Here is a 24,954-nt window from a genome sequence, read left to right on the forward strand (position 1 = left end):
ACTCGCCACCGCACCGAGACAGCAGGATCAGACCAACCCGGCCAGCTTCAGCCAATGCTGGTAGAGCCCTTCCGCCACGCGGTTCATCGCCGCGACCTTCTGCGGCAGGTCGGCCAGCATCGATTCCGCGCTTTCCTGGCTGGGCTGGCTCGGGTCCAGGTAGTCCGGGAAGCCGTTCACCCAGCCGCTGACCAACTCCTCGGTCATCTCCGGATGGCCCTGCAAGCCGAGGATGCGCTCACCAAAGCTGAAGCCCTGATTCTCGCACCAGGGGCTGGAGAGCAGGCGGGTGGCGCCCTGGGGAATGTCGAAGGTATCGCCATGCCACTGGTAGATCGGGAATTCCTCGGGCAGGTGCGCCAGCCACGGGCTCTGCCCTTCCTCGCGGCGCATGGGCTGCCAACCCATCTCGGTGTACGGCAGGCGGTGGATATCGGCGCCCAGTGCCTTGGCCAGTAGCTGGCCGCCCAGGCAGTGACCGATCATCGGCACGTCGCGCTCGATGAAGCGGCGGATCGCGGCGATCTCGTCACGCAGCCATTGCAGATCGTCGTTGACGCTCATGGGCCCGCCCATGATGGCGACGGCTTTCGGCCGCTCCAGGTCGTAGCCTTGCAGCTCGCCCAGGTCGACACGACGTACGTCGAACGGCAATTGCAGACGGTCGAGCAGCGCACCCAGGTGGCCGGGCGGGCAGAAATCGACGTGGGTCAGGATCAGGATATCGGTCATGGTCACCTCCGCGCGGCAGTCTGCCGCATCGGTGGCGCCGTGGAAACCTGGCGTGTCCGCAAGCTTGTCCTTGCACGGTTGCCGCCCAGGGGGCTATCACCAGGGTAGAAAGGCGCGCCGTCACTGCTGGCGACGGCGCGCATTTTCAGTCTTACGGGTAAAGAGCGCGGGTAGAAGATCAGCCGTCCTGGGACGGCTCAACGACGTGTTGCGATCAACGCAGGGAAGTGACCTCCTGGGTCACGCCCCAACCATCGAGCGTACCGCCCAGTGGCAACACGACTTCCTCAAGGTCGTGTTCGAAATCGCCGATGGCGGCATGGGTGGCGAACATCACCTTGCTGATCTGCAGGTTCCAGCCGCCGTCATCGCGTGCTTCGACCTGGGTTCTCAGCGACTCGCCGCGAAACTGCCGGGCAGCTTTGCGGGCGTTCTGTTCATCGGAAAAGATGGCGAAAAAATCGATGGGATGAATACGAGCGAAATCGAAGCCACCTTCCTTCATCCGGCGCAACACGTTGACGCTGATATCCTCCGAGAGGGGCTTTTCCATGGTACGCACCTCCTGTCGAGACGTTCAGAGTGTATTCCCCGCCAACGAATACGCCCGGTGCGGGCGTATTCCGGGCACTTCAGTGTGCCGCCAGGAAACGTCAAATGCCGCAACGTCCCCCGAAATGGTAGCCAACTCCGTCGAACGCGCCGAGCGGCGCAACGGAATTCACCGGCCACATTCCTCAGAGTAGCGCCTGAGTACGGGACGTGCCGCTACTTTGACGCTTTGCGCCGTTGGGCGGCGACAGGCGGCAAAGGCACCACGGCGGCCGCGCGCACTCTGGTTCCGAGCAGCAATGCCGCCAGCACGAAAGCCATCCCCAGGGCATGCCCAGCACTGAAATGCTCAGCGAGCAACAGAACGCCTACCAACGCAGAACTAACCGGCATCAATCCGGTAAACAGTCCGGCGATGCTCGCCGGAACTTGCGAGATACCCCGGTACCAAAGCAGAAACGACAGCACGCTGGCACTGAGCGCATAGAAAAGCACCCAAGCCCAGGTGGCTGCGCTCGGCATACGCCAATCGAAGGCCAGTACCTCAGGCAATGCCAGCGGCAGAAACAGCAGTAATCCCGACAGGTTGACGCCGAACGCCATCGCCCAGGGCCTCACGCTGAACGACAGCCGGCGTGAGAACACGGCGAACAATGCCTCGGCCAGCACGGCACCGAGTACCAGCATATTGCCGAGGGCACTGCTCTCCCCAGCCACAGATCGATCCAGCAAGTTCAGCAGAGCGATTCCAGCCACTGCCAGAACGATCGCCAGCAGTTGTCGTCGACTGATCTTCTCGCGCAGCCAAAGCCAGGCCAGCAATGCGACCACACTAGGGGTCGCGCTGGTGATGATCCCAGCGCTGGTGGCCGAGGTGTGCAATACGCCTTGAAGCATGCACAGACTGAACAGGAAGCAGCCGAAGAATGCCTGTAGAAACAATCCACCGCAGACCCGGCGATTCAGCCCTTTACGCATATCGCCGACAAACATGCCCGGCAGCAGCACAACGCTGGCGATCAGGAAACGCAACACCGCCAGCAGGTAGACCGGGACTTCAGTCAGGATCAGTTTGCCAATGGCGATATTGCCTCCAACGAGCAACATCGACAGGGAAAGGCAGAGAAACGCGAACGGCATGGCGGCATCCTTGCAGCGACAGGGATAGGGCCCCAGGAGCGAGACCGGGGCTCCAGCATTCTGTCGGAGCCCCTCACACACAAGCACCGAGCCCGGCGATTGGTCATCGCGCAGGGAAAAGGCACGATCCCGTCATACTCAGGCACGGCTGAGCCAGGCCATCACCCAGCGGTTGATCGCCGGTGGCGACAGCTGGCCGGACCAGTACATGGCACGGAACATCGCGCCGATGGGCCGGTGCACTCCGCCGCTCTGCGCCTGCCGCCACGCGGCGTGGGCGATGTCCTCGGCCACCAGGGTGACACCCAGGCGGCGCAGCACCGGCGGCTCGAAGGTCTGGCTGGCGACCATCGGCGTGCGCACGAAGGGCGGCATCAGGTCGGCGACGCGGATGCCCAGCTCGCGCCATTCCAGCTCCAGCGCCTCGGTCAGCCCGCGCACGGCGAACTTCGAGGCCGAGTAGCTGGCCATCTGCGGCACGCCATAGAGCCCGGACGCCGAGCCCATGTTCAGCACCTGCGCGCCCGGCGTGCGCTTGAGGAATGGCAGCGCGGCATAGCAGCAGTTGAGGACGCCCTGCACGTTGATGGCGATGATGCGGTTGTGCTCGGCAAGGCTGATGTCCTCGAAGCGCCCGAAGCGCAGGATGCCCGCGCAGTTGAACAGCAGGCGCAGGTGGCCATCGTGGGCTTCGGCGAACTCGCGTACCGCTGCCGATACCGCCTCGGCATCGGTGACATCCAGCGCCCGCTGCCAGGCGCCGCCCAGCTCGGCAGCCAGCGCTGCCAGGGGTTCGGGGTTGAGGTCGATCAGGCCGACGCGCCAGCCACGCTGGTGGAACAGTTTTGCAGTGGCGGCGCCGATGCCCGAGGCGCCGCCGCTGATCAGGATGGTATTCATCGTGGCGTTCCTTGCACGGTGACCGGCTGCAGATGGCTGGAAAGGAAGTTGGCGACGTCCTGCAAGGCGCGATCGGCCACGTCCAGCAGCCCGGCATGGGCCTGGAACACATGCCAGCAGCCAGGGAAGCGCTGCAGTTGCACGGTGTTGCCGTAGCGCCGCGCGGCATCGACGAAGCGCAGGCTGTCGTTGCGCAGCACCTCGTCCTCGCCAACCTGGATCAGCAGCGGCGGCAGGCCACTGAGATCGGCATGCAGCGGCGACAACTGGGCGTCCGCGCGGGCCACACCGGGCGGGCAGAACATCTCCATGGCGCTGTCCATCCAGGCACGGGTGATCAGCGGGTCGCCCGCTGCGGGCGCGTGCAGGTGCTCGGCGGACAGATCGGTCACCGGCGAGAAGGCCACCAGCGCGCCCGGCGCCGGCAGGCCCTGGGCCTTGGCCTCCAGCGCCAGCTGCAGGGTCAGGTGGCCGCCGGCAGAATCTCCCGCCACGGCGATGGCGTGCGCGGGAAGGCCCTTGTCCAGCAGCGCACGGTAAGCCGCCACGGCGTCCTCACGCTGGGCCGGGAAGCGGTGCTCGGGCGCCAGGCGGTAGTCGATCACCCAGACCTCGGCCTTGCAGCGCCGCGCCAGGTTGGCGGTGATCGCCCGGTGCGTGGCCGGCGAGCCGATCAGGTAGGCGCCGCCGTGCAGGTAAAGGACCACCCTGCCCTCGCCAGCGCCTTGCGGCCGCCAGACTTCGGCGGGAACGCCGCCCAGGGTCGTCTGCTCGCGGTGTACTCCGCGCGGCGTCAGCGTGGCGGCCGTCAGCCCACGCAGCAGCGCGCGCTGCGCCTTCACTGGCAGTTGCGGGCCCATCAGCCCGCGGAACAGCAGGTTGAGCGCACCGCGCAGGGTGGCCGTCAGCAGCTTCTGGCGGGTCGACAGCGGCAGTTGCGGTTCAACGGATGCAGTCATAGTCGGCGAACTCCGGCTGACGGGTCTGTTGGCGGTAGCGGAAGGTGAAGCCCGGCCAGTTCACGGTATTGCGCCCACTGGCGGTCTTGTACCAGCTGCTGCAACCGCGCTCCCAGATGGTGTGCTGCAGGTCGTGCTGCAACTGGCGGTTGAAGCTTTGCTGCGCCTGGGGCTTGAGGTCCAGGTACTTCAGGCCCTCGTGCTGGATCCGCTGCAGGCAGCTGAGCACGTAGGGGAACTGGCTCTCCAGCATGTAGATGATGGAGTTGTGCCCCAGGTTGGTATTCGGCCCGTAGAGGATGAAGAAGTTGGGGAAGCCGCTGACGCTGATGCCCTTGAAGGCCTCGGCACCGTCGCTCCAGGCCTGGTTCAGCTCGCGCCCGGCGAGGCCGGTGATGCGCATCGGCGCGAGGAACTCGGTGGCGGCGAAACCGGTGCCGTAGATGATCGTATCCACCGGATGCCGCACCCCGTCGCGGGTGACGATGGCGTCCTCGGTGACCTCGCGGATGCCGCTGTCCACCAGCTTCACGTTGCGGCGCGCCAGCGCCGGGTAGTAGTCGTTGCTGATCAGGATGCGCTTGCAGCCCATGGGGTAATCCGGCTGCAGCCGCGCGCGAAGCTGCGGGTCGCTGATGCTCTTGCGCATGTGCAGGTGGAAGCTGATCCGCATGAATTTCATCATCGGCGGGAACACGGTGAAAGCCAGTGCGCGGGCCTCGTGCTGGATGTACTTCAGGCCCCGGTCCAGGCGCTGCAGCCAGGGCAGCCGCGACTTGATGCGGCGCTCCCAGTCGGCGTAGGGCCGGTCCGGCTTGGGGATCACGTAGGCGGCGCTGCGCTGGAACAGCAGCAGCTCGGCCACCTTCGGGGCGATCTGCGGGACGAACTGGATGGCGCTGGCGCCGGTGCCGACCACCGCGACACGCTGGCCCTCCAGCGGCGTGCCGTGGTCCCACTGCGCGGAATGGAAAGCCTTGCCCTGGAAGCGCTCGATGCCCGGCAACTTCGGGATCAGCGGGCGGCTCAATTGGCCGAGGGCACAGACCAGCGACTGGGCGCGCAGCTCCTCGCCATCGGCGCAGGTCACCCGCCACTCGCCGGCTGCTTCGTCGAAGCTGGCCTCGCGCACCTCGCAGTTGAAGCGAATGCGCTCGCGCAGGCGGTACTTGTCCGCGCAGTGCCGCGCGTACTCGAGGATTTCCGCCTGGGGCGCGAACTTGCGCGACCAGTCGGCCTTGGGTTCGAAGGAGAAGGAATACAGGTGCGAAGGCACGTCGCAGGCGGCGCCCGGATAGACGTTCTCGCGCCAGCAGCCACCGACGTCGGCAGCCTTTTCGAGGATCAGGAAATCCTGGATGCCTGCCTTCTGCAAGCGAATCGCCAGGCCCAGGCCGGCAAAGCCGGCGCCGATGATCAGCACGCGCGGGGCGGCCGATCGACGGGATGATGTTGTCATTGTTGTGCTCCCGGTTTCGAAATCCGCACGGCGGCGGATGACACCATCCTAGTGCGACTTACGGTCACGGGTTATGGCATAGTCGGACATAAAATTGTGACTTTCGGTCACCCCTGATTTTCGGTCATTTGAAAGCCGAGGTTCCGATGCCTGCCACCCCACCCTGGTCGCCCCGGCGCAGCGCCATCAGCGTGCAGCTCATGACCCAGTTCGGCCTCGACCACGGCATGACCCTGGAGCAGTGCCTGGACGGCACCGGCCTGGACATCGGCGTGCTCGCCGACCCCGGCGCCGAGGTGGAAGCCGCCCAGGAGCTGGAACTGCTGCGCAACATCAACCGGCAGATCGGCCAGCGCCCCGGCATCGGCCTCAAGGCCGGGCTGCGCTACCACCTCAACACCTACGGCATCTGGGGTTTCGCCCTGCTCAGCAGCTCGACCTTCCTCAGCGCGGCGCACCTGGGCCTGCGCTACCTCGACCTGACCTACGCCTTCCACCGCATGACGCTGGAAGAGCACGACGGCGAGGCGCACCTGGTACTGGACGATGCAGCGGTGCCGGAAGACCTGCGCGACTTCCTCATCGACCGCGACGGCGGCGGCGTGCTGCGCATCCAGCGCGACCTCACCAACCAGCCGCCGCCGATCCGCCAGGCGCTGTTCCGCCGCGAAGCGCCAGCCGACCTGCAACCCTACATCGATGAACTGGGAGTAACGCCGCTCTACGGCCAGGCGGAAAACCGTATCGTCTTCGACAGCCGCATCCTCGAACTGCCGCTGCCCGGCGCCAATCCCGAGGTGGCGCGTCGCTGCGAGGAACAGTGCCGCACCCTGCTCGCCCGCCGGCAGGTGCGCACGGGACTGTCCGGGCAGATCCGCGATCGTCTGCTGGGCACGCCGGGGCGGCTGCCGGACATGGAGCAACTGGCAGATGAACTGCACATGACGTCGCGCACGCTGCGCCGTCGCCTGGAAACCGAAGGCAGCAGCTATCGCACTTTGCTGGACGAGGTGCGCCAGGCGCTGGCCGAGGAGTTGCTGGCCACGGGGGCGATTCGACTGGAGGAGATTGCCGAGCGGCTCGGCTATGGCGAGGTGTCGAACTTCATCCACGCCTTCCGCCGCTGGAAAGGCGTGACGCCGGGGCGTTTCCGCCGCGGCTGATCTCGCCCTGGAAAGCGGGCTTAGAAGACCAGCTTGTAGCCGATCATCGCCAGCATCACGGCCAGGCACGGCCGCAGGATGCCGTCCGGAATGCGCCCGGCCAGGTGGCTGCCGACGTAAATGCCCGGCAGCGAACCGATCAGCAGGTAGCCCAGCAGGCCCCAGTCCATATTGCCCATGCTGGCGTGGCCGAGACCGGCGACCAGGGTGAGCGGTACGGCGTGGGCGATCTCGGTACCGACCAGGCGGCGGGTGGCGAGGAAGGGATAGAGGATGAACAGCGCCACGGTGCCCAGTGCGCCGGCGCCGATGGAGGTCAGCGCGACCATCGCGCCGAGGATGGCGCCGGTGATCACGGTCAGGGTGTTCAGCTTCGTGCCACTGAAGTGGAAGCTGTCGCCGGCATGGCGCTGGGCGAAGGCCAGCACCTGCTTCTTGAACAGCACCGCCAGCGCAGTGAGCAGCAGCACGACGCCCAGGGCGTTCTTGATCACGGCGTTCATGGCCGCGGTATCGGCGTGCAGGCTGTGCAGGAACAGCAGCGTCAGCGCCGCCGCCGGGACGCTGCCCAGGGCCAGCCAGCCGGTGATGCGCCAGTCGATGTTGTCGTTCTTGCGGTGAACCAGGACGCCGCCGGACTTGGTGATGGCGGCATAGAGCAGGTCGGTGCCCACTGCGGCAGCGGGGTTGATTCCGAACCAGAGGAGAATCGGGGTCATCAGCGAACCGCCGCCGACACCGGTCATTCCAACGATAAAGCCAACGACAAGACCCGCGATTACGAAACCGATATTGCCAACATCCATCTACGCGTCCTGACTGGCGAAACTGATCACCTCGTGGTGTGGCGGCGAGGATAACCAGTTTTCTTATAATCCATTAGACCGATGTGGTCTTAATTTATAACCGGATTCTACCGATTGAAGCCTCGCCAGAACCTGACGCAGATCCGGTATCACGGCGCTCCAGTAGTGGTCCGGGAGCGATGGGAGACATGAAAAAGGGGCCCGAAGGCCCCTTTCACTTAGCGCTCGATCACTTCACGTCAGGCTTGCCGTCGACCACACCGGTCTTGTTGTCCAGCAGGGCCTGGGTGGCGGTCTGGATGAAGGACTCCAGACGGGTCTTCATTTCCGACTGCTCCGGGGTGTTTTCGATGCGCGTCACTCCGAAGTCCTTGCCCAGCTTGTAGTCATAGACGCGGATGTCGCCTTCCTTGGGCTTGATCAGGATGCGATTGCCATAGACCAGCGCCACATCCTGGCCACTGCCCGACGGCTTGATCATGCCGAAGCCCTTGTCGCCCTCGGGCAGGTTCAGCAGGTCGCGACCCCAGCACTGGTGGCGCGCTTCGCCGCCCAGGCGGCCCATGATGGTCGGCACGATGTCGATCTGGGTGCCGACTGTGTCGCGGGTGGCACCGTACTTCTCCTGGATGCCGGGAGCGATGACCAGCAGCGGCACGTTGAAGCGGAACAGGTCCATCTCGGTCAGCTGCTCAGGAGTACCGAAGCCGTGGTCGCCGACGACCACGAAGATGGTGTCCTTGTAGTACGGCGACTTCTTGGCCTTCTCGAAGAACTGGCCCAGGGACCAATCGGAATAGCGCATCGCGGTCAGGTGCTCGTCCAGGCTGCCATAACCGGTCACCGGCTGTACCGGCAGGTCCTTGGGCAGTGCGTAGGGCACGTGGTTGGACAGGGTCTGCAGCAGCGCATAGAACGGCTTGCCGGTGGCATGCAGCTTGTCCAGCTCCTCGTTGCCGCGGGCGAACATGTCCTGGTCGGAGACGCCCCAGGTCGGGTCGGAGAACACCGGGTTGACGAAGTCGTTGCGGCCGATGAACGAGGTCATGCCCTGGTTGGCGAAGAAGCCCGACTGGTTGTCCCAGGCGAAATCGCCGTTGTAGACGTACACGTCTTCGAACTTGCGCGCCGACAGCAGCTGCGGCAGGCCGGAGAACTTGTGACCGCCCTCGGGCGTCTGCATCAGGTACTCGAAGCCCGGCAGGTTGGGGAAGCACGCCATGGTGGCGAACATGCCCTGATGGGTATGGGTGCCGTTGGAGAAGTACTGGGTGAACAGCAGACCCTCCTTGGACAACTTGTCGAAATACGGGGTGATGTTGCCCGGGGCGCCCAGCGCGCCGACGTAGTGACCGGCGAAGCTTTCCATCAGGATCACCACGACGTTCTTCACCGGCAGGGTGCCATCGGCGGGCGGCGTGTAGTCGCGGCGGATCGGTGCGTCGTCGGCATCGACCAGCTTGTCGTCGGGCATCACCAGCATCTTGCGCACGGTGGCCAGGGCCTGGTCCTGCGGCAAGGTCGACTTCCAGATGTTGTCGCGATCCTCGGAGAAGCGGCTCTCGGCAGCCTTGATCAGGCTCAGGGTGCCATTCAGGCCGAGCTGGTTGGCGAACTGCGAATCGGTGGTGAAGGCATCGCCCCAGCGCAGCGGCGGGCCCTGGCGCAGGGTGCCACGGGCAGCGACGACGCACAGCACGATCAGCACCAGCAGCGCGGCAACACGGATGTACCAGGCAGCAGCCGACGGACCACTGGCAGCCGGGCGAGTAGCCCGGTCGATACCACGGAACAGCAGGTACAGCAGCCAGGTGGCGAGGGCCCAGGCCAGCAGGTAACGGACGACCGGGTAGCCGTACCAGATCATGCTCATGACCGTCTTCGGGTCTTCGGACATGTACTGGAACACCAGGCTGTTCAGGCGCTGGTGGAACTCACGGTAGAAGTCCATTTCCAGCACGCCGAGGAACAGCGTGATGCTCGCGGCGATGGTCAGCCAGGCCTTCCACAGCCAGCGCCAACCCATGGCGCGCACGCTGACGACAGCGAACACCAGCGGAGCGACGATGTAGACCACGGCGCGAATGTCGAAGCGCATGCCGGTGATGAAGGCCTCGACGAAGGTGGCGGCCGGGGTGCTGCCGATCAACTCGCGGTTGTAGATGAACAGCGCCAGGCGCAGCAGGGAGTACATCACCATCAGCGTGACGACGCTGAGCGCGGTGAATGCCAGGTGGCTGGACAGGGTCGGCCGCGTGAGGCTCGCTCCGGTCTGGCGATTGGTCAGGACTTCTGATTGGCCCATTTCTTGGTTCCGTTGTGAACGTTTCGGGTTCGAAGACGCATCGCCATGGCCGGGCAGCAGGGTTGCCCGCGCGAGCGCGAAAGGCTGCGGCATTACACCGCAAAAGTAGCGGCGGCGCATTCTATTGTGTGCCGCTTAAGCAGACCTTAAGCCTGGCCGGGGAATCGTTTCGAGATGATGCGAATGAGAACCCGCGCGAGGCCGGACCGCCAGAAGGCGGTCACGATGCCGGAGAAGGCGTGAAGAAAATGTCGCAGGCGCGCGCCCCAAGGACGGGCAGCTGACCGCACCGCCGCGAAGCGACGGTGCGCTGATGCCGGCTGTCAGTCGTTGGCCGGCTTGCCGATGGCCTGCAACACATACTGCGGCAGGGCGAAAGCGCCCTGGTGGATCGCCGGGTTGTAGTAGCGGGTCTGAATGCCGCTGGCAGCGAAGCGCTGGGCCAGGGTAGCCGCCTCGACCTGACGCAGCGCCGGGTTGGTCGAGCCCCAGGCGAAGGTCATCGAGCCGCCGATGTAGGTCGGCACCGCCGCCTGGTAGAAGTGCCAGTCGGCGAACAGGCCGTTCATGCGGCCGGCGGTGTTGCGCACGGTGTCCAGTTGCATGAAGGGCGTGCCGTTCTGGGTCACCAGCACACCGCCTTCATTCAGGCAGCGGTGGCAGGCCTGGTAGAAGTTCTCCGAGAACAGTACCTCGCCCGGACCGATCGGGTCGGTGGAGTCGGAGATGATCACGTCGAACTTCTCAGTGGTGGTGGCGACGAAGCGCATGCCGTCGTCGATCACCAGGTTCAGGCGCGCATCGTCGAAGGCGCCCTGGGAGTGGTTGGGCAGGAATTCCCTGCACATGTCGACCACCGTGCCGTCGATCTCGACCATGGTGATGTGCTCGACGCTGGCGTGCTTGGACACCTCGCGCAGCATGCCGCCATCACCGCCGCCGATGATCAGCACGCGCTTGGCCGCGCCATGGGCGAGGATCGGCACGTGGGTGAGCATCTCGTGGTAGATGAACTCATCGGCCTCGGTGGTCTGGATCACGCCGTCCAGCGCCATCACCCGGCCCATGCGGGCATTCTCGAAGATCACCAGGTGCTGGTGCTCGGTGCGCACCTCGTGGAGCATCCTGTCGACGCTGAAACGCTGGCCATAGCCGTCGTAGAGGGTTTCCTGGTAATCGTGCATGCAGTGGGCTCCCGTCGGGACAAGACACTAGGAGGGGACGGCCGGACCGCCCCGAAAGAGGCGCGCATTCTACGTGCCGGAAGATGACAGGTCGAACCCTGCCGTCGGCGCCCTCCCCACAAGGAGCCAGCCGCGCCAGTTTGAAAGTCAGGCGCGGGACGACAGCCCGCCGCGCAACAGGTAAGGTCGCTGCATGAAAAGCACAGCCGCCGATTCCCGCGTCATTCGCCTGCCCTACCACGCGCCGTGGGACTGGCAGCAGTTCCACGAGCACTTCGCTCTGCGCAGCCTGGCCGGCGTCGAATGCCTGACGCCCCGACGCTACGCGCGCAGCGTGCGGCTGGGCGCGGACAGCGGCTGGTTCAGCGTCACGCCACTGGATGACAACGCCGAACTGGAGCTGGAGCTCCACCTGCCGGCCCATCACCACACGGCGCTGACGGCGCGGGTACGCAAGATGTTCGACCTCGACAGCAACCCCGCGCTTATCGCCGGGCACCTGGGCGACGACATCGTGCTCGGCCCGCTCCTGCGGCAAGCCCCCGGCCTGCGCCTGCCCACCGCGTTCGACCCGTTCGAGCAGGCGGTGCGCGCCATTGTCGGCCAGCAGGTCACGGTGAAGGCTGCGGTGACCATAGTCGGACGACTGGTGCAGCGCCTGGGCGAGACGCTGCCTGGAGCCGGAGAGATCGAAGGCCAGCCAACCCGTCTTTTCCCTACGCCCGAGGCCCTGGCCGAAGCCGACCTCGCCGGCATCGGCATGCCCGGCAAGCGCGTGGAAACCCTGCAGCGCTTCTCCGCCGCCTGCGCCAGCGGCGCGTTGCAACTGCACGTGGACGACGGCGCCGAGGACCTGGTGAAACGCCTCTGCGCCCTCCCCGGCATCGGCCCCTGGACCGCCGAGTACGTCGCCCTGCGCGCCTTCGGTGATCCGGACGCCTTCCCCGCCGCCGACCTGGGCCTGCTCAAGTCACCGGTGTGGGGCGCCGACGGCATCACCGCCCGTGAACTGCAACGCCGCGCCGAGGCCTGGCGGCCCTGGCGTGCCTACGCCGCTGTCTATCTGTGGCAGGCCTATTCCCAGGCCGGCCGCACCGGAGGATGACCATGCACTACCGCTACCATGACAGTCCCACCGGCCGCCTGCTGCTGGCCGGCGACGAAGGTGGCCTGCGCATGCTCTACATGGACCTGGAGACCCGCCACTACCCCGAGCCGGACTGGCAGCTGGGCAGCCCTTTGCTGGACGAGGTGGCGCGTCAACTGGACGAGTATTTCGCCGGCAAGCGCCAGCGCTTCGATGTACGCCTCAACACCGGCGGCACCGAGTTCCAGCGCCAGGTCTGGCAGGCGCTGCTGGAAATCCCCTACGGCTACACCACCGTCTACGCGGAGCTCGCGCGGCGCATCGGCCGGCCCAGGGCAATCCGCGCGGTGGGTACGGCCAACGGCGCCAACCCGATCAGCATCATCGTCCCCTGCCACCGGGTGATCGGCAGCAACGGCAGCCTCACCGGCTACGCCGGCGGCCTGCCGCGCAAGGAACTGCTGCTGCGCCTGGAGGGCGCGCTGGAGAAAGCCTAAAAGTCGAAGGCGGTCTGTGCCGCCTGCGGGTCCTCGAAGCCTTCCAGCGCCAGCATGCGCATCTTCGAGGTACTGCCGCCCGGCGCGGAGAAGCCGCCGGTCTTGCCGCCACTGGCGAGCACCCGGTGGCACGGAATGATCAGCGGGATCGGGTTGCTGCCCATCGCCTGCCCCACGGCTCGGGACAAGCCGACATCACCCAGACGCCGGGCGATCTCGCCGTAGGTCGTGGTTTCACCGCGTCCCAACTGGAGGATGTCGTCGTAGACGCGGCGGTGAAATTCGCTGACCGCGGACAGGTCCAGCGGCACGGTGTCGAAGGACACCGCCTCGCCTCGCGCATAGCCCAGGATCAGCTGGCGCGCCTCATCGATGAAGGCCGGCCAGTGGGCCGTCTCGCTGCCGAGCTTGTCGAAGCGCTCACGCAGGCTGTGTACCGAGTCCCCCGGCAGATAGGCGCGCGTGATTCCCTGCGGGCTCCAGGCGAGCCCGAACCAGCCGAGGTCTGTTTCGATCAGGCAGTAATGCATCGGACGAGTCTCTATCCCTATGCCCTATCCCGCAACCCTTTCCGCCTTCAGCACGACGTCGCACCAGCGCCGCAACTCTGCACCGATGGCGCCGGCCGGATCACCCCGGCGCTCGAAGGCCCACCACAGCTGCGCGCCCTGCCACTGGCTGGTCATCAGCCGGCCGAGCATCGGTTGCCGCTGCGGGTCATCGCTCAATCGCCGCCCCAACGCCTTGGCCAGCGTGGCGCCCCACTGAGCACCGCGCCGGCGCAGCAGCAGATCGCGCATGTCTTCCCTGAGGATCAGCAGGCCTTCGGCGTAATCCGCCTCGCCCTCGCCCACCGGGAACATTGCCACCAGCATCTGCACCGCGCCCTCGGGGCTCAGTTCGGCGCTCGCATCGAGCTGCGCGGTCTGCTCGTCCAGCCGATCCCAGGCGCGCAACAGCACGGCGCGAAGGAACTCCGCCTTGGTCGCGTGCCGCTGCACCAGCGTTGCGGCAGACAACCCGACCTCGCGGCCCACGGCGGCGAAGGTCACCGCATCAGGCCCTTCGCGCACCATCAGCGCCATGGCGGCATCGAGTATCGCTTCATCGCTCACCGTCTTGGTCCGAGCCATGCCATCCTCTTTTATAAATGAACATTCATTTATATATTGGCGCAAAGCTTACCCAGGGAAACCCCATATGGCCAGGATTCTCGGCTACATCGCCAGCAGCCTCGACGGCTTCATCGCCACCCCGCAGCACGGGCTGGACTGGCTGTTCAAGCATGACCAGCTGCAACTGGGCGAACACGACTACGGCCTGTTCCTCCAGCGCATCCGCACCGTGGTCATGGGCCGCGCGACCTACGACTTCCTCGCCGCCGATCCCGGCCCCTGGCCCTACGGCGCGCAGCGCGTGCTGGTAGCGACCTCCCGCCCCATCGATGCGCCGAAAGGCCCGCTGGAAATCCGCAGCGATATCGACGCGCTGATCACCGAACTGCGCGCACTGGACGATGGCGATGTGTGGATGCTCGGCGGCGGCCAGTTGCAGATGGCCTTCCTGGAGCACGGGGCGCTGGATGAGCTGGAGATCTATGTGATGCCGGAGATCATCGGCGGCGGCTTTCCGCTGTTCCCCGCGACCGGTCTGCGGGTGTCGCCGACGCTGTTGTCAGCCAAGGTGATCGAGCCAGGGTGCGTGCGGATGCATTATCGATTTGACTGAGGAATCACCCTGCAGGAGCGGGCCATGCCCGCGATCGCGCCGCCCATGGGCGCTCCTGCAGGGAGCGGTACGGCAACTAGATCTTCACATTCCCCCGCGGCCCCGCTACCGCCCAGATGATCAGGCCCAGCACCGGCAGGATGACGATCACCAGGATCCAGATGATCTTCATCGACATCTCGGCGTTGCTTTTCACTACGTTGATGATCGCCCAGATATCCAGGGCAAAGATGATCAGGCTGATCAGGCCACTCAGGGTCGAACCCATATAGAAGATCCCTCTATGCGATTATCGGCCTGATCAGCATAGCCGCCCGCACCGCAACGGCACGGGCGCGGGCCAACGGCAGGGCTCAGACCCGCGCCGGGTCGATCACCGCAAAGCTGGCCACGGTGTCATGGCCTTCCAGCACACCGCCCTCACGGGCCAAGCCGATGGTCTGCAGGCCGGCCTGCTGCGCTGCATCCAGCTCCTGAACCACGTCGGAAAGGAAGAGGATCTCCTCGCCCGGCAGGCCGATGGCAGCGGCGATGCGCCGGTAGGAATCAGCCTCGCGCTTGGGCCCGCTGGTGGTGTCGAAATAACCGGAGAACAGCGGCGACAGGTCGCCGGCCTCGGAGCAGCCGAAGATCAGCTTCTGCGCCTGGATCGAGCCGGAGGAATAGACAAACAGCTGGTAGCCTTCGGCATGCCAGTGGCGCAGTGCATCGACGGCGTCCGGGTAAACGTGGCCCTTGAGCTGGTCGGCGCGGTAGCCCTGCTCCCAGACCATGCCCTGCAACGCCTTGAGCGGCGTGGCCTTGCGGTCTTCGGCAAGCCAGCCGAGGAGGATTTCGATGCAGCGTTCGCTGTCGGCGTTCGCCTCACCGCTGTCGGCGCGGACGGCAGCCAGTTGCTCGGCCACGGCAGGCTCGGCAGCGTGTTCGCGAACGTAGTCAGGCAGATGCGCGGCGGCATAGGGGAAGAGCACGTCGAAGACGAAGCTGACCGCGCTAGTGGTGCCTTCGATGTCGGTGAGTATGGCTTTGATGGGCATGGGAACTCCAAAAGCCCGCCGCTGCGACAAGCGGACGGTGTGTCCATGTGGGAGCGAGGGGGACGCCCAGTTCTTGCTCGCGAACCGATGCCGCAGCAGGGTTCATTCGCGAGCAAGGACTAGGCGTCCCTCGGTCCTACGAAAAGCAAAGAAGGCCCGGCAACGCCAGGCGAGGGAATCAGTCTTCCAGCAACGGAAACCGCTTGGCGATCTCGTCGCCCGTGAACTTCGCCACCCAGCCCTCGGCGTTGTTGAACAGGCGGATGGCGACGAAGTGCGGGCGCTCGCCCATGTCGAACCAGTGGCGAGTGCCGGCGGGCACCGAGATCAGGTCGTTCTTCTCGCACTGCACGGCATAGACGTGATCCTCGATGTGCAGAGTGAACAGTCCGCGACCGGCGACGAAGAAGCGCACTTCGTCCTCGCCGTGGCGGTGCTCGTCGAGGAACTTGGCGCGCAGTTCGTCCTTTTGCGGGTGGTCGGCGGTGAGGCTGACCACATCGACAGTGACGTAGCCTTCCTCTTCCTGCAGTCGACCAATCTCGTGCTGGTAGGCGGCGATCACCTCTTCCTGGCTGGCGCCGGGGACGATGGGGGCATTGGCCGCCCAGCGCTGGAAGCGCACGCCCAGCTCGCCCAGGGTGGAAGCGATGTCCTCGGCGTGGGTCAGCAGCTTCAGCGGCTGTTCGGGATTGGTTTCGTGGTAGACGGTCAGGCTGCTCATGGTCGTTATCCTTCTGGGCAATTTCCGCAAAAGCGGGCCGGATTCGCTCAGCGTGTGCCGCCGCGAAGGCTCAAGACTTTCAGTTCGCATTCGAAGAGAAATTCGAAGGCTTCGATCTGGCGCAGGGCATCGGCCATGCGCGGCCCCCAAGTGTACAGACCGTGGCCGCGGATCAGGTAACCGGGGCAGTCCGGATGTGCATCGAGCCAGGGCTGCACCCTGGCGGCCAGGCGGGCGATGTCCTGGTCGTTGTCGAAGATCGGCACGGTCACGCGGCCTTCATGGGTGGTGACGCCGCTGAAGGCCTTCTGCAGCTCGTAGTCTTCCAGCTCCAGGCGATCACCGGCGGTCAGTCGCGACAGCACGGTGGCGTTCACCGAATGGGTGTGCAGCACCGCACCGATCTCATCGCGCCAGGTGTACAGCTGGGTGTGCAGCAGGGTTTCCGCCGAGGGCTTCTTGCCCGGCTCCAGGCTGTTGCCGGAGAGATCCGTTTCCAGCACATCGTCCTCGCCGAGCTGGCCCTTGTGCCTGCCGGAAACGGTGAGCAACGCGCGGTCGGCGGCCAGGCGCGCCGAGTAGTTGCTGCTGGTGGCCGGCGACCAGCCGCGGCCATGGAGGAAGCGCCCGGCCTCGATGATCTGCTGGGTCAATTGCTCACGGGTGTCGTTCATGCGGGTCCTCGTTCAGACGGGTCCAGATGATAAAGGCGGCGGCCAGCGCGGCCACGCTGGCGATTGCAAAAGTCCAGGACGGGCCAAGGCTACCCCAGCTGTAGCCGGAGTAAAGCGCACCCAGCGCGCCGCCGGTCCCCGCCAGCGCGGCATACAGCGCCTGGCCCTGGCCCTGCTGGCGCGCCTGGAAGCTGCGCTGGACGAAATGAATCGCGGCGGCGTGGAAGCTGCCGAACGTAGCGGCGTGCAGCAACTGGGCGAAGAGCAGCACCGGCAGGTGCCCGGCCAGCGTGCCCAGCAGCAGCCAGCGCAGGGCCGCCAGCAGGAAGCTCGCCACCAGCACCTGGCGCAGGGAAAAGCGCTTGAGCAGGCGCGGCATCACCAGGAACAGCAGCACCTCGGCCACCACGCCCAGCGCCCAGAGCTGGCCGATCAGCCCGCGGGCATAGCCGAGCGCTTCCAGGTGCAGGGTCAGGAAGGTGTAGTACGGGCCGTGGGACAGCTGCATCAGGCACACGCACAGGTAGAAGGCGAGCACGCCGGGCTTGAGCAACTGCCGGAGGAAGCCGCCAGCGCTGGCTTCGTCCTGTCGCGCTGGCGGCTGGGCGTTGGGCACCCACCAGCTGGCGCCGACGATGCCGAGCATGATCACCAGCAGCGCCAGCGGATAGGCATCCAGGCTGGCGAACTCGAACAGCCAGCCCAGGCCGACCACGGTGCAGATGAAACCGATGGAGCCCCACAGGCGGATGCGGCTGTAGCTCTCGGTGCGCCCGCGCAGGTGCGCCAGGGTGATCACTTCGAATTGCGGCAGCACCGCGTGCCAGAAGAACGCGTGCCCGGCCATGATCAGCGCCAGCCAGGCATAACTGTGGCCAAGGAAGATGCCGGCGAAGCACAGCGCCGTGCACACCGCGCCGAAGCGCACGATGGCCAGCCGCTGGCCGCTGCGGTCGCCCAGCCAGCCCCACAGGTTCGGCGCCACGCAGCGCATCAGCATGGGGATGGCGACCAGCTCGCCGATACGCGCGCTGGAGAAGCCCAGGTGATGGAAATACAGCGCGAGGAACGGCGCCGTCCCGCCCAGCAGGCAGAAGTAGAAGAAGTAGAAACTGGACAGCCGCCAGTAGGGAACCTGCGTCATCGGCGGCGCGACGAACCTTCCGCGAACCGGAAGGCTCGCGGAAGGTTCTGGTCGGTCAGAGCTGGCCGAGGACCGGGGTGCCGACCTTCACGTCGGCATTCTGCGCGCGGTGGCGCAGCAGGTGGTCGAGCAGCACGATGGCCATCATCGCCTCGGCGATGGGGGTGGCACGAATGCCCACGCACGGGTCGTGGCGGCCCTTGGTGATCACGTCCACCGGGTTGCCGTTCACGTCGATGGAACGACCAGGGGTGGTGATGCTGGAGGTCGGCTTGAGCGCCAGGTGGGCAATGATCGGCTGGCCCGAGGAGATGCCGCCAAGGATGCCGCCGGCATTGTTCGACAGGAAGCCTTCCGGGGTCAGCTCATCGCGGTGCTCGGTGCCGCGCTGGGCGACGCTGGCGAAGCCGGCGCCGATTTCCACGCCCTTCACCGCGTTGATGCTCATCAGCGCGTGGGCCAGTTCGGCGTCCAGGCGGTCGAAGATCGGCTCGCCCAGGCCGGGCGGCACGCCTTCAGCGACCACGGTGATCTTCGCACCGACCGAGTCCTGGTCACGGCGCAACTGGTCCATGTAGGCCTCCAGTTCCGGCACCTTGTCCGGGTCGGGGCTGAAGAAGGCGTTGTCTTCGACGCTGTCCCAGGTCTTGAAGGGGATTTCGATCGGGCCGAGCTGGCTCATGTAGCCGCGCACGCTGATGCCCAGGCCTGCCAGCACCTTCTTGGCGATGGCGCCGGCGGCCACACGCATGGCGGTCTCGCGCGCCGAGGAGCGGCCGCCACCACGGTAGTCACGCACACCGTACTTGTGGTGGTAGGTGTAATCGGCGTGGGCCGGGCGGAACAGGTCCTTGATCGCCGAGTAGTCCTTGGACTTCTGGTCGGTGTTGCGGATCAGCAGGCCGATCGGGGTGCCGGTGGTCTTGCCCTCGAACACGCCGGAGAGGATTTCCACCTCGTCGGCTTCCTGGCGCTGGGTGGTGTGGCGGCTGGTGCCGGGCTTGCGGCGGTCCAGGTCGCGCTGCAGGTCTTCCAGGGAAATCTCCAGGCCGGGTGGGCAGCCGTCGACGATGGCGACCAGCGCCGGGCCGTGGCTTTCGCCAGCGGTGGTGACGGTGAACAGCTTGCCGTAGGTGTTGCCGGACATGCGAGGCTCCGCGAAAAGACTGGGATTCGAAAAGGCCGAGCAGTATACCTGCGTCAATCCGCCCTGCGAACCTTCGCCGCCCGCGAGGATCAAAGCGCCATCAGCCCCATCGCGAAGCCATCGATGCGCCGTCTCGCCCTGTTCTGCTTCCTGCTCATGTCCTCCTTCGCCCAGGCCGCCCCCACCAGCATCCTGCAACGCCCCTATGACCTGGACACCGGTCATGGCGTGCTGCGCGGCACCCTGCTGCTGCCGCAGGCCCCGCCCTCCCAGCCGCAGAGCCCACCGCCGGTGGCCCTGCTGATCGCCGGTTCCGGCCCCACCGACCGCGACGGCAACAACCCTGAGGGCGGGCAGAACGCCTACCTGCGCAAGCTCGCCGAGACCCTGGCGGAGAACGGCATCGCCAGCGTGCGCTACGACAAGCGCGGCGTGGCCCGCAGCCTGCCGGCAGCGCCGCGCGAGGAAGAGCTCAGCGTCGAGGCCTACGTCAGCGACGTGGTGGCCTGGAGCGACAAGCTGGCCCACGACCCGCGTTTCGGACGGCAGATTCTCATCGGCCACAGCGAAGGCGCGCTGATCGCCAGCCTCGCCGCGCCGCAAAGCCACGCCGAGGCGCTGATTTCACTGGCCGGCAGCGCTCGCCCGATCGGCGACGTGCTGCGCGAACAGCTGCAGGGCCGCCTGCCCCCGCCCCTGCTGGCCCAAGCCGACCAGCTGATCGACGGTCTGCAGGCCGGGCAATTGCAGCCCCGGGTGCCGGAGCCACTGAAAGCGCTGTTCCGCCCCAGCGTGCAGCCTTACCTGATCTCACTGTTCCGCCAGGACCCGTCCCGCGCCTTCGCCGCGCTCAAGCTGCCCACCCTGATCCTGCAGGGCACCAACGATATCCAGGTCGGCGTCGAGGACGCGCAGGCACTCAAGCGCGCCAAGCCCGACAGCGACTTCAACCTGATCTCGGGGATGAACCACATCCTGCGCATCGTTCCGACCAGCGGTCGGCAGCAGCTCGCCTCCTACAACAATCCCAACCTGCCGCTGGCCCGCGAGCTGGTGCAGCGCGTCACGACTTTCATCCGGCAGGCACAGACCCTGCCCGGTGGCACGCTGGCGGAATCTGGAGCGAACGTCTCAAGAAATCCGCCGGTGCGTCGATAAACCACGGGAGAGCCCTGGTCACGCCCGCCAGGCCCCCGAGGTAGCCCCCCATGACCGAAGCCGAACAGACCGCCGTCGCCGCCGACGAGGCCGCCGCCCGCCCGCACCCGTGGGCCGAGCTGGCGCCGGAACACTATCGCCTGCTGCGCCTGGCGCCGCTGCCCACCGACCGCAGCACCGGCGCGCGCCCGCTGCGTTTCGTCCAGCTCGGCCGGGTGGAACGCCACAACGCCGAGCAGAGCCTGCTGCGCCTGACCGTTCAGGTGCCCGGCCAGGTGCTGCGCAAGGAAGTGAACCTGCTGGAGGTCTGGGCGGACCACCGCAACAAGGAAGTGCGCTTTGGCGCCGACTCAGGCTTCGCCACCGATCCGCTGAACCGCGGCCTCGGGCGCTTCCTGCTGGCCCAGGGGGTGGCCTGGGCGAAAAAGAAGTGGTCGCACTACCGCGTCGAAGGCGGCGCGCTGGCGATGAAGGACGCGCCCAACGAAGAGGCCCGGCAGCGCCGCGACCACTTCCTGCGCGCCCAGGGCTTCGACGTGATCTACGAGGATTCGCGGCTGCTGAAGGCCCGCTACAGCGTCGGCCGGGTCAGCGAACTGTATGACGACTGGCACAAGGACAAGGTGCAGATAGTCCCGTTGCTGGAGGCCGGCTCCATGCTGGAACAGGCCGACCAGAACCTGGCCACCCAGTCCAACGAGATCCGCCGGCTGGAGCAGCGCATCGAGACCTTCCGCCGCGACGACACCAGCCTGCGCTTCACCATTGCCTGCCTGACGGTGTTCGCCGTGTTCCAGGCCGGGTTGCTGATCTGGATTGCCACGCACTGAGGCGCGTGGATGGTAACCGCGCCCCTGCGTATTCCGGCGGGAGCGACGAGCGATCGCGGACAAAGTCCGCTCCTGCCCAAAACCTACCTGCCGCGTAGCAGCGGACTCCGTCCACGATTGGCCGGATCTCGCACCAACCCCTCGCCATGGCCCGCTCCTACAGGTCTATTCAGGCTTTGATGCGGGATTTGAACAGCTCCTGATGCTCGCGGCACTGCTGCGCCGAGAGCAGGAACACGCCGTGGCCGCCGTACTCGAAGTCCAGCCAGGTGAAGTCCACTTCCGGGTAGAGCGCCGCCACGTGCACCTGGCTGTTGCCCACCTCCACCACCAGCGTGCCGCGCTCGGTCAGATGGTCCCCGGCCTCGGCCAGCATGCGCCGCACCAGGTCCAGGCCGTCGTTGCCACAGGCCAGGCCCAGCTCGGGCTCGTGGTGGTACTCCGCCGGCATGTCGGCGAAGTCTTCGGCGTCGACATAGGGCGGGTTCGACACGATCAGGTCGAAACGCTGGCCCGGCAGGCCTTCGAAACCATCACCCTGCACGGTGTAGACGCGCTCGCCCAGCTCGTGGCGCTCGATGTTGATGTTGGCCACTTCCAGGGCGTCGAACGACAGGTCGCCCAGCACCACCTCGGAATCCGGGAAGGCACTGGCGCAGGCGATGCCGATGCAACCCGAGCCGGTGCACAGGTCGAGGATGCGCGCGGGGTCCTGCGCCAGCCAGGGCTCGAAGCGGCGCTCGATCAGCTCGGCGATGGGCGAGCGCGGCACCAGTACGCGCTCGTCGACCACGAAGGGCATGCCGCAGAACCAGGCCTCGCCCAGCAGGTAGGCAGTCGGTACACGTTCGTCGATGCGCCGGCGCAACAGGTGCATCAGGTAGTCGCGCTCCTCGTCCTCGAGGCGGCAGTCCAGGTAGGCATCGGCCATTTCCCAGGGCAGGTGCAGCGCGCCCAGCACCAGCTGGCGGGCTTCGTCCCAGGCGTTGTCGGTACCGTGGCCGAAGAACAGTTCCTCGGCGTGGAAGCGGCTGACGGCCCAGCGGATGTGGTCACGCAGGGTCAGCAAACGGGATTCGGTCACGGCAGCAGTCCTCGCAGCTCGCAAAAAGGGGCGCATTCTAGCTCAGCGCAGGGGCGCTGGGGCGCCTCCGGGCGGTTCCGTCGAAGAATGCCATTACCACTTTGGCGCGAGTTCGCAAAGATTCACAGCGGACGCGTTACGGCCCACAATGAGTGAACATGCATTTACAGGAGTCCAGACATGTCCCATCCGCTCAGCATGCTGCAGATCAGTGGGCGCGGATATCCGCCGGCCACCCTGCGCCAGAGCACTCTGTTGATCATCGACGCCCAGGAGGAATATCGCAGCGGCGTGCTCGCCCTGCCTGACCTGGACGCGGCGGTGGCGCAGATTCGCCTGCTGCTGGAGACGGCCCGGAACATGGGCACTCCCATCGTCCACGTGCACCACCTGGGCGTGGTCGGCGGCCTGCTCGACCCGCAGGGCCCGCGCGGCCGCTTCCTGCCCGAACTCGCGCCGCTGCCGGGCGAGGTAGTGGTGGACAAGCGCCTGCCCAACGCCTTCGCCGGAACCGACCTGCATGACCGCCTGCAGGCCAGCGGCCGCCTGGACCTGATCGTCTGCGGGTTCATGACCCACTCCAGCATCAGCACCACCGTCCGTGCCGCCAAGGACTACGGCTACCGTTGCACCCTGGTGGACGCTGCCTGCGCCACCCGCGACATTCCCACCCCCGAAGGTGGCGTGCTCGCCGCCCGTGACCTGCACCGCGCGGAAATCGCCGCCCTGGGCGACAACTTCGCCGCCGTGGTCGCCCAGGCCCAGGCGCTGGTCTGAAGCCATTCGTCCCGACGGGCGGCAGCGACAAGCGCCCGGGGTTAGGCTCAGCTTAGGCGCGAAAGCCCGCGAACCCGCTCGCTTGGCGGGTTCGCCGCGCTTCCCGACCCTGGGGTTGGAACCCCACCCCTCCCCACCGGTCATAGCCTCGTTCAACAGATGAGGAAGTCGGGATGAAGATGACCGAGAAATTCGATCCACCCAGCCTGCGCCCGAAACGTCCGGGCCGCTGGCGCTGGCGCTTTGCCGCCGCCGTAGCCGCGGTGATCGCCACCTTCGGCATCCTGTCCAGCATGGCCGGCGTCGCCGCCCTGCTCCGCCGTCAGCCCGCGGTGGGAGTGCTGCACATCGAACCGGGCGCCGGCGCCGTACTCCTGGTGATCGGCCTGTTCTGCCTGTGGCTGGGCGTCACCTTCTGGCGCGCCGCCCGCCGCCGAGCCCGTGGCCGCGATGGCCTGAGCCTGTCGCCGCGGCTGATGAAGCGCCGCAACTGATTGCCTCGGTGAATTTCCGTAGGACCGGCACGATCCGTTAGACTGCGCGGCTCTTCGAGGAGGTGCGCATGCAAGACGACGACTTTTCCCAATTCGCCCGCGAGATGCGCGGCGTCAAGCGCATCACCGTGGACCAGGCCGACACCGGCAAACCCAAGACCGACCGCAAGCAGCTCAAGGAGCTGCGGCAGAACGCGAGCGTGCGCACCGAGAACATCCGCGTGGATGGCCTGTCCGACCAGTTCGTCATCGACGTCGGCCCCGAAGACGAACTCTACTGGGCCCGCGACGGCGTCCAGGAAGGCCAGATCCGCAAGCTCAAGGCCGGCCAGATCGCCTTCGAGGGCAGCCTCGACCTGCACGGCATGAAGATCGAGACCGCCCGCGAAACCCTCTGGGACTTCATCGCCGAAGCCACCCGTTTCGAGATCCGCTGCGTCCGCGTCACCCACGGCAAGGCCGCCCGCGTCGACGGCCGCAGCCCGATGGTGAAGAGCCACGTGAACACCTGGCTGCGCCAGCACCCGCAGGTGCTCGGCTTCGCCTCCTGCCTGCCACGCCATGGCGGCACCGGCGCCATCTACGTGATGCTGCGGCGCACCATGCTCGAAGGCCGCGACGAGTAAATCCCCCAGGCAAATCCTGGTTGCACGCCTGGCGCCAAAGCGCCGGGCATAACGCGCCAACCGGCGCGCGGGCCTTGCCAGAGGGGGCTTCGCGCCCTACCCTGCGCCACGGTTTTTATTTTTGTCATTGCCACAGGTAGATCCATGTCCCTGGAACAAAACTACTCCGCGATCCTCAGCCAGCTCGGTGAGGACGTCACCCGCGAAGGTCTGGTCGACACGCCCAAGCGTGCCGCCAAGGCCATGCAGTACCTTTGCCGCGGCTACCAGCAGACGCTGGAGGAGATCGTCAACGGCGCCCTGTTCAGCTCCGACAACAGCGAAATGGTGCTGGTCAAGGACATCGAGCTCTACTCGCTGTGCGAGCACCACCTGCTGCCCTTCATCGGCAAGGCCCACGTCGCCTACATCCCCAACGGCAAGGTGCTGGGCCTGTCCAAGGTCGCGCGCATCGTCGACATGTACGCCCGTCGTCTGCAGATACAGGAAAACATGTCGCGGCAGATCGCCGAGGCCGTGCAGCAGGTCACCGGCGCGCTGGGCGTGGCCGTGGTGATCGAGGCCAAGCACATGTGCATGATGATGCGCGGTGTGGAGAAGCAGAACTCCTCCATGGTCACCTCGGTGATGCTCGGCGAGTTCCGCGAGAACGCCGCGACCCGCAGCGAGTTCCTCAGCCTGATCCGCTGAAGCGAGTCGTTGCCATGAAAAAACCGGCCCTCAGGCCGGTTTTTTTTGTGCCTGCAA

At 66.3% G+C, this 24,954-nt stretch carries 28 protein-coding genes; 10 read left to right on the forward strand and 18 right to left on the reverse strand.

Annotated features, from left to right (window positions below; genetic code table 11):
- Positions 1-27 precede the first annotated feature (27 nt).
- The 6 genes from J2T47_RS22605 to J2T47_RS22630 form a co-directional block, all read right to left on the reverse strand.
- Positions 28-732 carry a type 1 glutamine amidotransferase gene (locus J2T47_RS22605; protein WP_253451823.1) on the reverse strand — a complete coding sequence of 235 codons (705 nt, stop codon included), beginning with the start codon at positions 730-732 and terminating at the stop codon, positions 28-30.
- Between the two features lie 214 nt (positions 733-946).
- The gene (locus tag J2T47_RS22610) at positions 947-1,285 is read right to left on the reverse strand and encodes a ribonuclease E inhibitor RraB (RefSeq protein ID WP_253451827.1); all 339 of its coding nucleotides are present in this window, start codon (positions 1,283-1,285) and stop codon (positions 947-949) included.
- Between the two features lie 215 nt (positions 1,286-1,500).
- A complete protein-coding gene (locus J2T47_RS22615; protein ID WP_253451830.1) occupies positions 1,501-2,424 on the reverse strand; it encodes a DMT family transporter in 924 nt (307 codons plus the stop codon).
- 138 nt (positions 2,425-2,562) lie between these two features.
- The gene (locus J2T47_RS22620; protein WP_253451833.1) at positions 2,563-3,324 is read right to left on the reverse strand and encodes an SDR family oxidoreductase; all 762 of its coding nucleotides are present in this window, start codon (positions 3,322-3,324) and stop codon (positions 2,563-2,565) included.
- The gene (locus J2T47_RS22625) at positions 3,321-4,283 is read right to left on the reverse strand and encodes an alpha/beta hydrolase (protein ID WP_253451836.1); all 963 of its coding nucleotides are present in this window, start codon (positions 4,281-4,283) and stop codon (positions 3,321-3,323) included. The genes J2T47_RS22620 and J2T47_RS22625 overlap by 4 nt, the downstream gene beginning before the upstream one ends.
- A complete protein-coding gene (locus J2T47_RS22630; protein WP_253451839.1) occupies positions 4,267-5,742 on the reverse strand; it encodes a flavin-containing monooxygenase in 1,476 nt (491 codons plus the stop codon). The genes J2T47_RS22625 and J2T47_RS22630 overlap by 17 nt, the downstream gene beginning before the upstream one ends.
- Before the next feature lie 146 nt (positions 5,743-5,888).
- Here J2T47_RS22630 and J2T47_RS22635 point away from each other — a divergent pair, with 146 nt between their 5' ends.
- Complete coding sequence (locus J2T47_RS22635; RefSeq protein WP_253451842.1) at positions 5,889-6,905, forward strand: AraC family transcriptional regulator; 1,017 nt, start codon at positions 5,889-5,891, stop codon at positions 6,903-6,905.
- 20 nt (positions 6,906-6,925) lie between these two features.
- Here J2T47_RS22635 and J2T47_RS22640 read toward each other — a convergent pair whose 3' ends face one another.
- From J2T47_RS22640 to speE, 3 genes are all read right to left on the reverse strand, one after another.
- On the reverse strand, positions 6,926-7,711 hold the full coding sequence (locus J2T47_RS22640) for a sulfite exporter TauE/SafE family protein (RefSeq protein ID WP_253451845.1): 786 nt from the start codon (positions 7,709-7,711) through the stop codon (positions 6,926-6,928).
- Between the two features lie 229 nt (positions 7,712-7,940).
- Positions 7,941-10,016, reverse strand: a complete 2,076-nt coding sequence (locus J2T47_RS22645; protein WP_253451848.1) for an LTA synthase family protein — start codon at positions 10,014-10,016, stop codon at positions 7,941-7,943.
- A gap of 323 nt (positions 10,017-10,339) precedes the next feature.
- Complete coding sequence (gene speE, locus J2T47_RS22650) at positions 10,340-11,200, reverse strand: polyamine aminopropyltransferase (RefSeq protein WP_253451852.1); 861 nt, start codon at positions 11,198-11,200, stop codon at positions 10,340-10,342.
- Between the two features lie 193 nt (positions 11,201-11,393).
- Between speE and J2T47_RS22655 the strand changes: the two genes are divergently transcribed.
- Both J2T47_RS22655 and J2T47_RS22660 read left to right on the forward strand, forming a co-directional pair.
- Entirely contained in the window at positions 11,394-12,305 is a 912-nt protein-coding gene (locus J2T47_RS22655; RefSeq protein ID WP_253451855.1) for a DNA-3-methyladenine glycosylase family protein, read from the forward strand.
- A gap of 2 nt (positions 12,306-12,307) precedes the next feature.
- Complete coding sequence (locus J2T47_RS22660; protein ID WP_253451859.1) at positions 12,308-12,784, forward strand: methylated-DNA--[protein]-cysteine S-methyltransferase; 477 nt, start codon at positions 12,308-12,310, stop codon at positions 12,782-12,784.
- On the opposite strand, the gene J2T47_RS22665 is transcribed toward J2T47_RS22660, so the two are convergent.
- Together J2T47_RS22665 and J2T47_RS22670 are read right to left on the reverse strand one after the other, a co-directional pair.
- Entirely contained in the window at positions 12,781-13,314 is a 534-nt protein-coding gene (locus tag J2T47_RS22665) for a methylated-DNA--[protein]-cysteine S-methyltransferase (RefSeq protein WP_253451862.1), read from the reverse strand. The genes J2T47_RS22660 and J2T47_RS22665 overlap by 4 nt on opposite strands.
- 24 nt (positions 13,315-13,338) lie before the next feature.
- Complete coding sequence (locus J2T47_RS22670; protein ID WP_253451865.1) at positions 13,339-13,917, reverse strand: helix-turn-helix domain-containing protein; 579 nt, start codon at positions 13,915-13,917, stop codon at positions 13,339-13,341.
- A 67-nt stretch (positions 13,918-13,984) separates the two neighbouring features.
- On the opposite strand from J2T47_RS22670, the gene J2T47_RS22675 reads away from it, so the two are divergent.
- Positions 13,985-14,512, forward strand: a complete 528-nt coding sequence (locus J2T47_RS22675) for a dihydrofolate reductase family protein (protein WP_253451868.1) — start codon at positions 13,985-13,987, stop codon at positions 14,510-14,512.
- 76 nt (positions 14,513-14,588) lie between these two features.
- Here J2T47_RS22675 and J2T47_RS22680 read toward each other — a convergent pair whose 3' ends face one another.
- From J2T47_RS22680 to aroC, 6 genes are all read right to left on the reverse strand, one after another.
- On the reverse strand, positions 14,589-14,780 hold the full coding sequence (locus J2T47_RS22680) for a PLDc N-terminal domain-containing protein (RefSeq protein WP_045208647.1): 192 nt from the start codon (positions 14,778-14,780) through the stop codon (positions 14,589-14,591).
- 85 nt (positions 14,781-14,865) lie between these two features.
- Positions 14,866-15,549: an acireductone synthase gene (mtnC, locus tag J2T47_RS22685; protein ID WP_253451871.1), complete on the reverse strand. Its 684-nt coding sequence runs from the start codon at positions 15,547-15,549 to the stop codon at positions 14,866-14,868.
- A 178-nt stretch (positions 15,550-15,727) separates the two neighbouring features.
- Complete coding sequence (locus J2T47_RS22690; RefSeq protein WP_253451874.1) at positions 15,728-16,273, reverse strand: 1,2-dihydroxy-3-keto-5-methylthiopentene dioxygenase; 546 nt, start codon at positions 16,271-16,273, stop codon at positions 15,728-15,730.
- A gap of 47 nt (positions 16,274-16,320) precedes the next feature.
- Positions 16,321-16,947, reverse strand: coding sequence for a methylthioribulose 1-phosphate dehydratase (locus J2T47_RS22695; protein WP_253451876.1), 627 nt, complete (start codon positions 16,945-16,947; stop codon positions 16,321-16,323).
- A complete protein-coding gene (locus J2T47_RS22700) occupies positions 16,931-18,091 on the reverse strand; it encodes an MFS transporter (RefSeq protein WP_253451879.1) in 1,161 nt (386 codons plus the stop codon). Before J2T47_RS22700 ends, J2T47_RS22695 begins: the two co-directional genes overlap by 17 nt.
- A 55-nt stretch (positions 18,092-18,146) precedes the next feature.
- The gene (aroC, locus tag J2T47_RS22705; RefSeq protein ID WP_253451882.1) at positions 18,147-19,238 is read right to left on the reverse strand and encodes a chorismate synthase; all 1,092 of its coding nucleotides are present in this window, start codon (positions 19,236-19,238) and stop codon (positions 18,147-18,149) included.
- A 123-nt stretch (positions 19,239-19,361) separates the two neighbouring features.
- Between aroC and J2T47_RS22710 the strand changes: the two genes are divergently transcribed.
- Positions 19,362-20,396 (forward strand): alpha/beta hydrolase, encoded by a 1,035-nt coding sequence (locus J2T47_RS22710; RefSeq protein WP_253451884.1) that lies wholly within the window; start codon positions 19,362-19,364, stop codon positions 20,394-20,396.
- A gap of 50 nt (positions 20,397-20,446) precedes the next feature.
- On the forward strand, positions 20,447-21,226 hold the full coding sequence (locus J2T47_RS22715; protein ID WP_045208663.1) for a hypothetical protein: 780 nt from the start codon (positions 20,447-20,449) through the stop codon (positions 21,224-21,226).
- 169 nt (positions 21,227-21,395) lie between these two features.
- Here the strand turns inward: J2T47_RS22715 and prmB are convergent, their stop codons facing one another.
- Positions 21,396-22,310, reverse strand: a complete 915-nt coding sequence (gene prmB / locus J2T47_RS22720; RefSeq protein WP_253451887.1) for a 50S ribosomal protein L3 N(5)-glutamine methyltransferase — start codon at positions 22,308-22,310, stop codon at positions 21,396-21,398.
- Positions 22,311-22,490: 180 nt separating this feature from the next.
- Here prmB and J2T47_RS22725 point away from each other — a divergent pair, with 180 nt between their 5' ends.
- The 4 genes from J2T47_RS22725 (at position 22,491) to folE (ending at position 24,897) form a co-directional block, all read left to right on the forward strand.
- Positions 22,491-23,087 (forward strand): cysteine hydrolase family protein, encoded by a 597-nt coding sequence (locus J2T47_RS22725; RefSeq protein WP_081520633.1) that lies wholly within the window; start codon positions 22,491-22,493, stop codon positions 23,085-23,087.
- A 173-nt stretch (positions 23,088-23,260) separates the two neighbouring features.
- Positions 23,261-23,581, forward strand: a complete 321-nt coding sequence (locus J2T47_RS22730) for a hypothetical protein (RefSeq protein ID WP_253451891.1) — start codon at positions 23,261-23,263, stop codon at positions 23,579-23,581.
- A 68-nt stretch (positions 23,582-23,649) separates the two neighbouring features.
- Positions 23,650-24,207 (forward strand): Smr/MutS family protein, encoded by a 558-nt coding sequence (locus J2T47_RS22735; protein ID WP_253451894.1) that lies wholly within the window; start codon positions 23,650-23,652, stop codon positions 24,205-24,207.
- A gap of 144 nt (positions 24,208-24,351) precedes the next feature.
- A complete protein-coding gene (folE, locus tag J2T47_RS22740) occupies positions 24,352-24,897 on the forward strand; it encodes a GTP cyclohydrolase I FolE (protein ID WP_024765420.1) in 546 nt (181 codons plus the stop codon).
- Positions 24,898-24,954 lie beyond the last annotated feature (57 nt).

Source organism: Pseudomonas nitroreducens, assembly GCF_024170165.1.
In the GTDB taxonomy this organism is placed as follows: Bacteria; Pseudomonadota; Gammaproteobacteria; order Pseudomonadales; family Pseudomonadaceae; genus Pseudomonas; species Pseudomonas nitroreducens_C.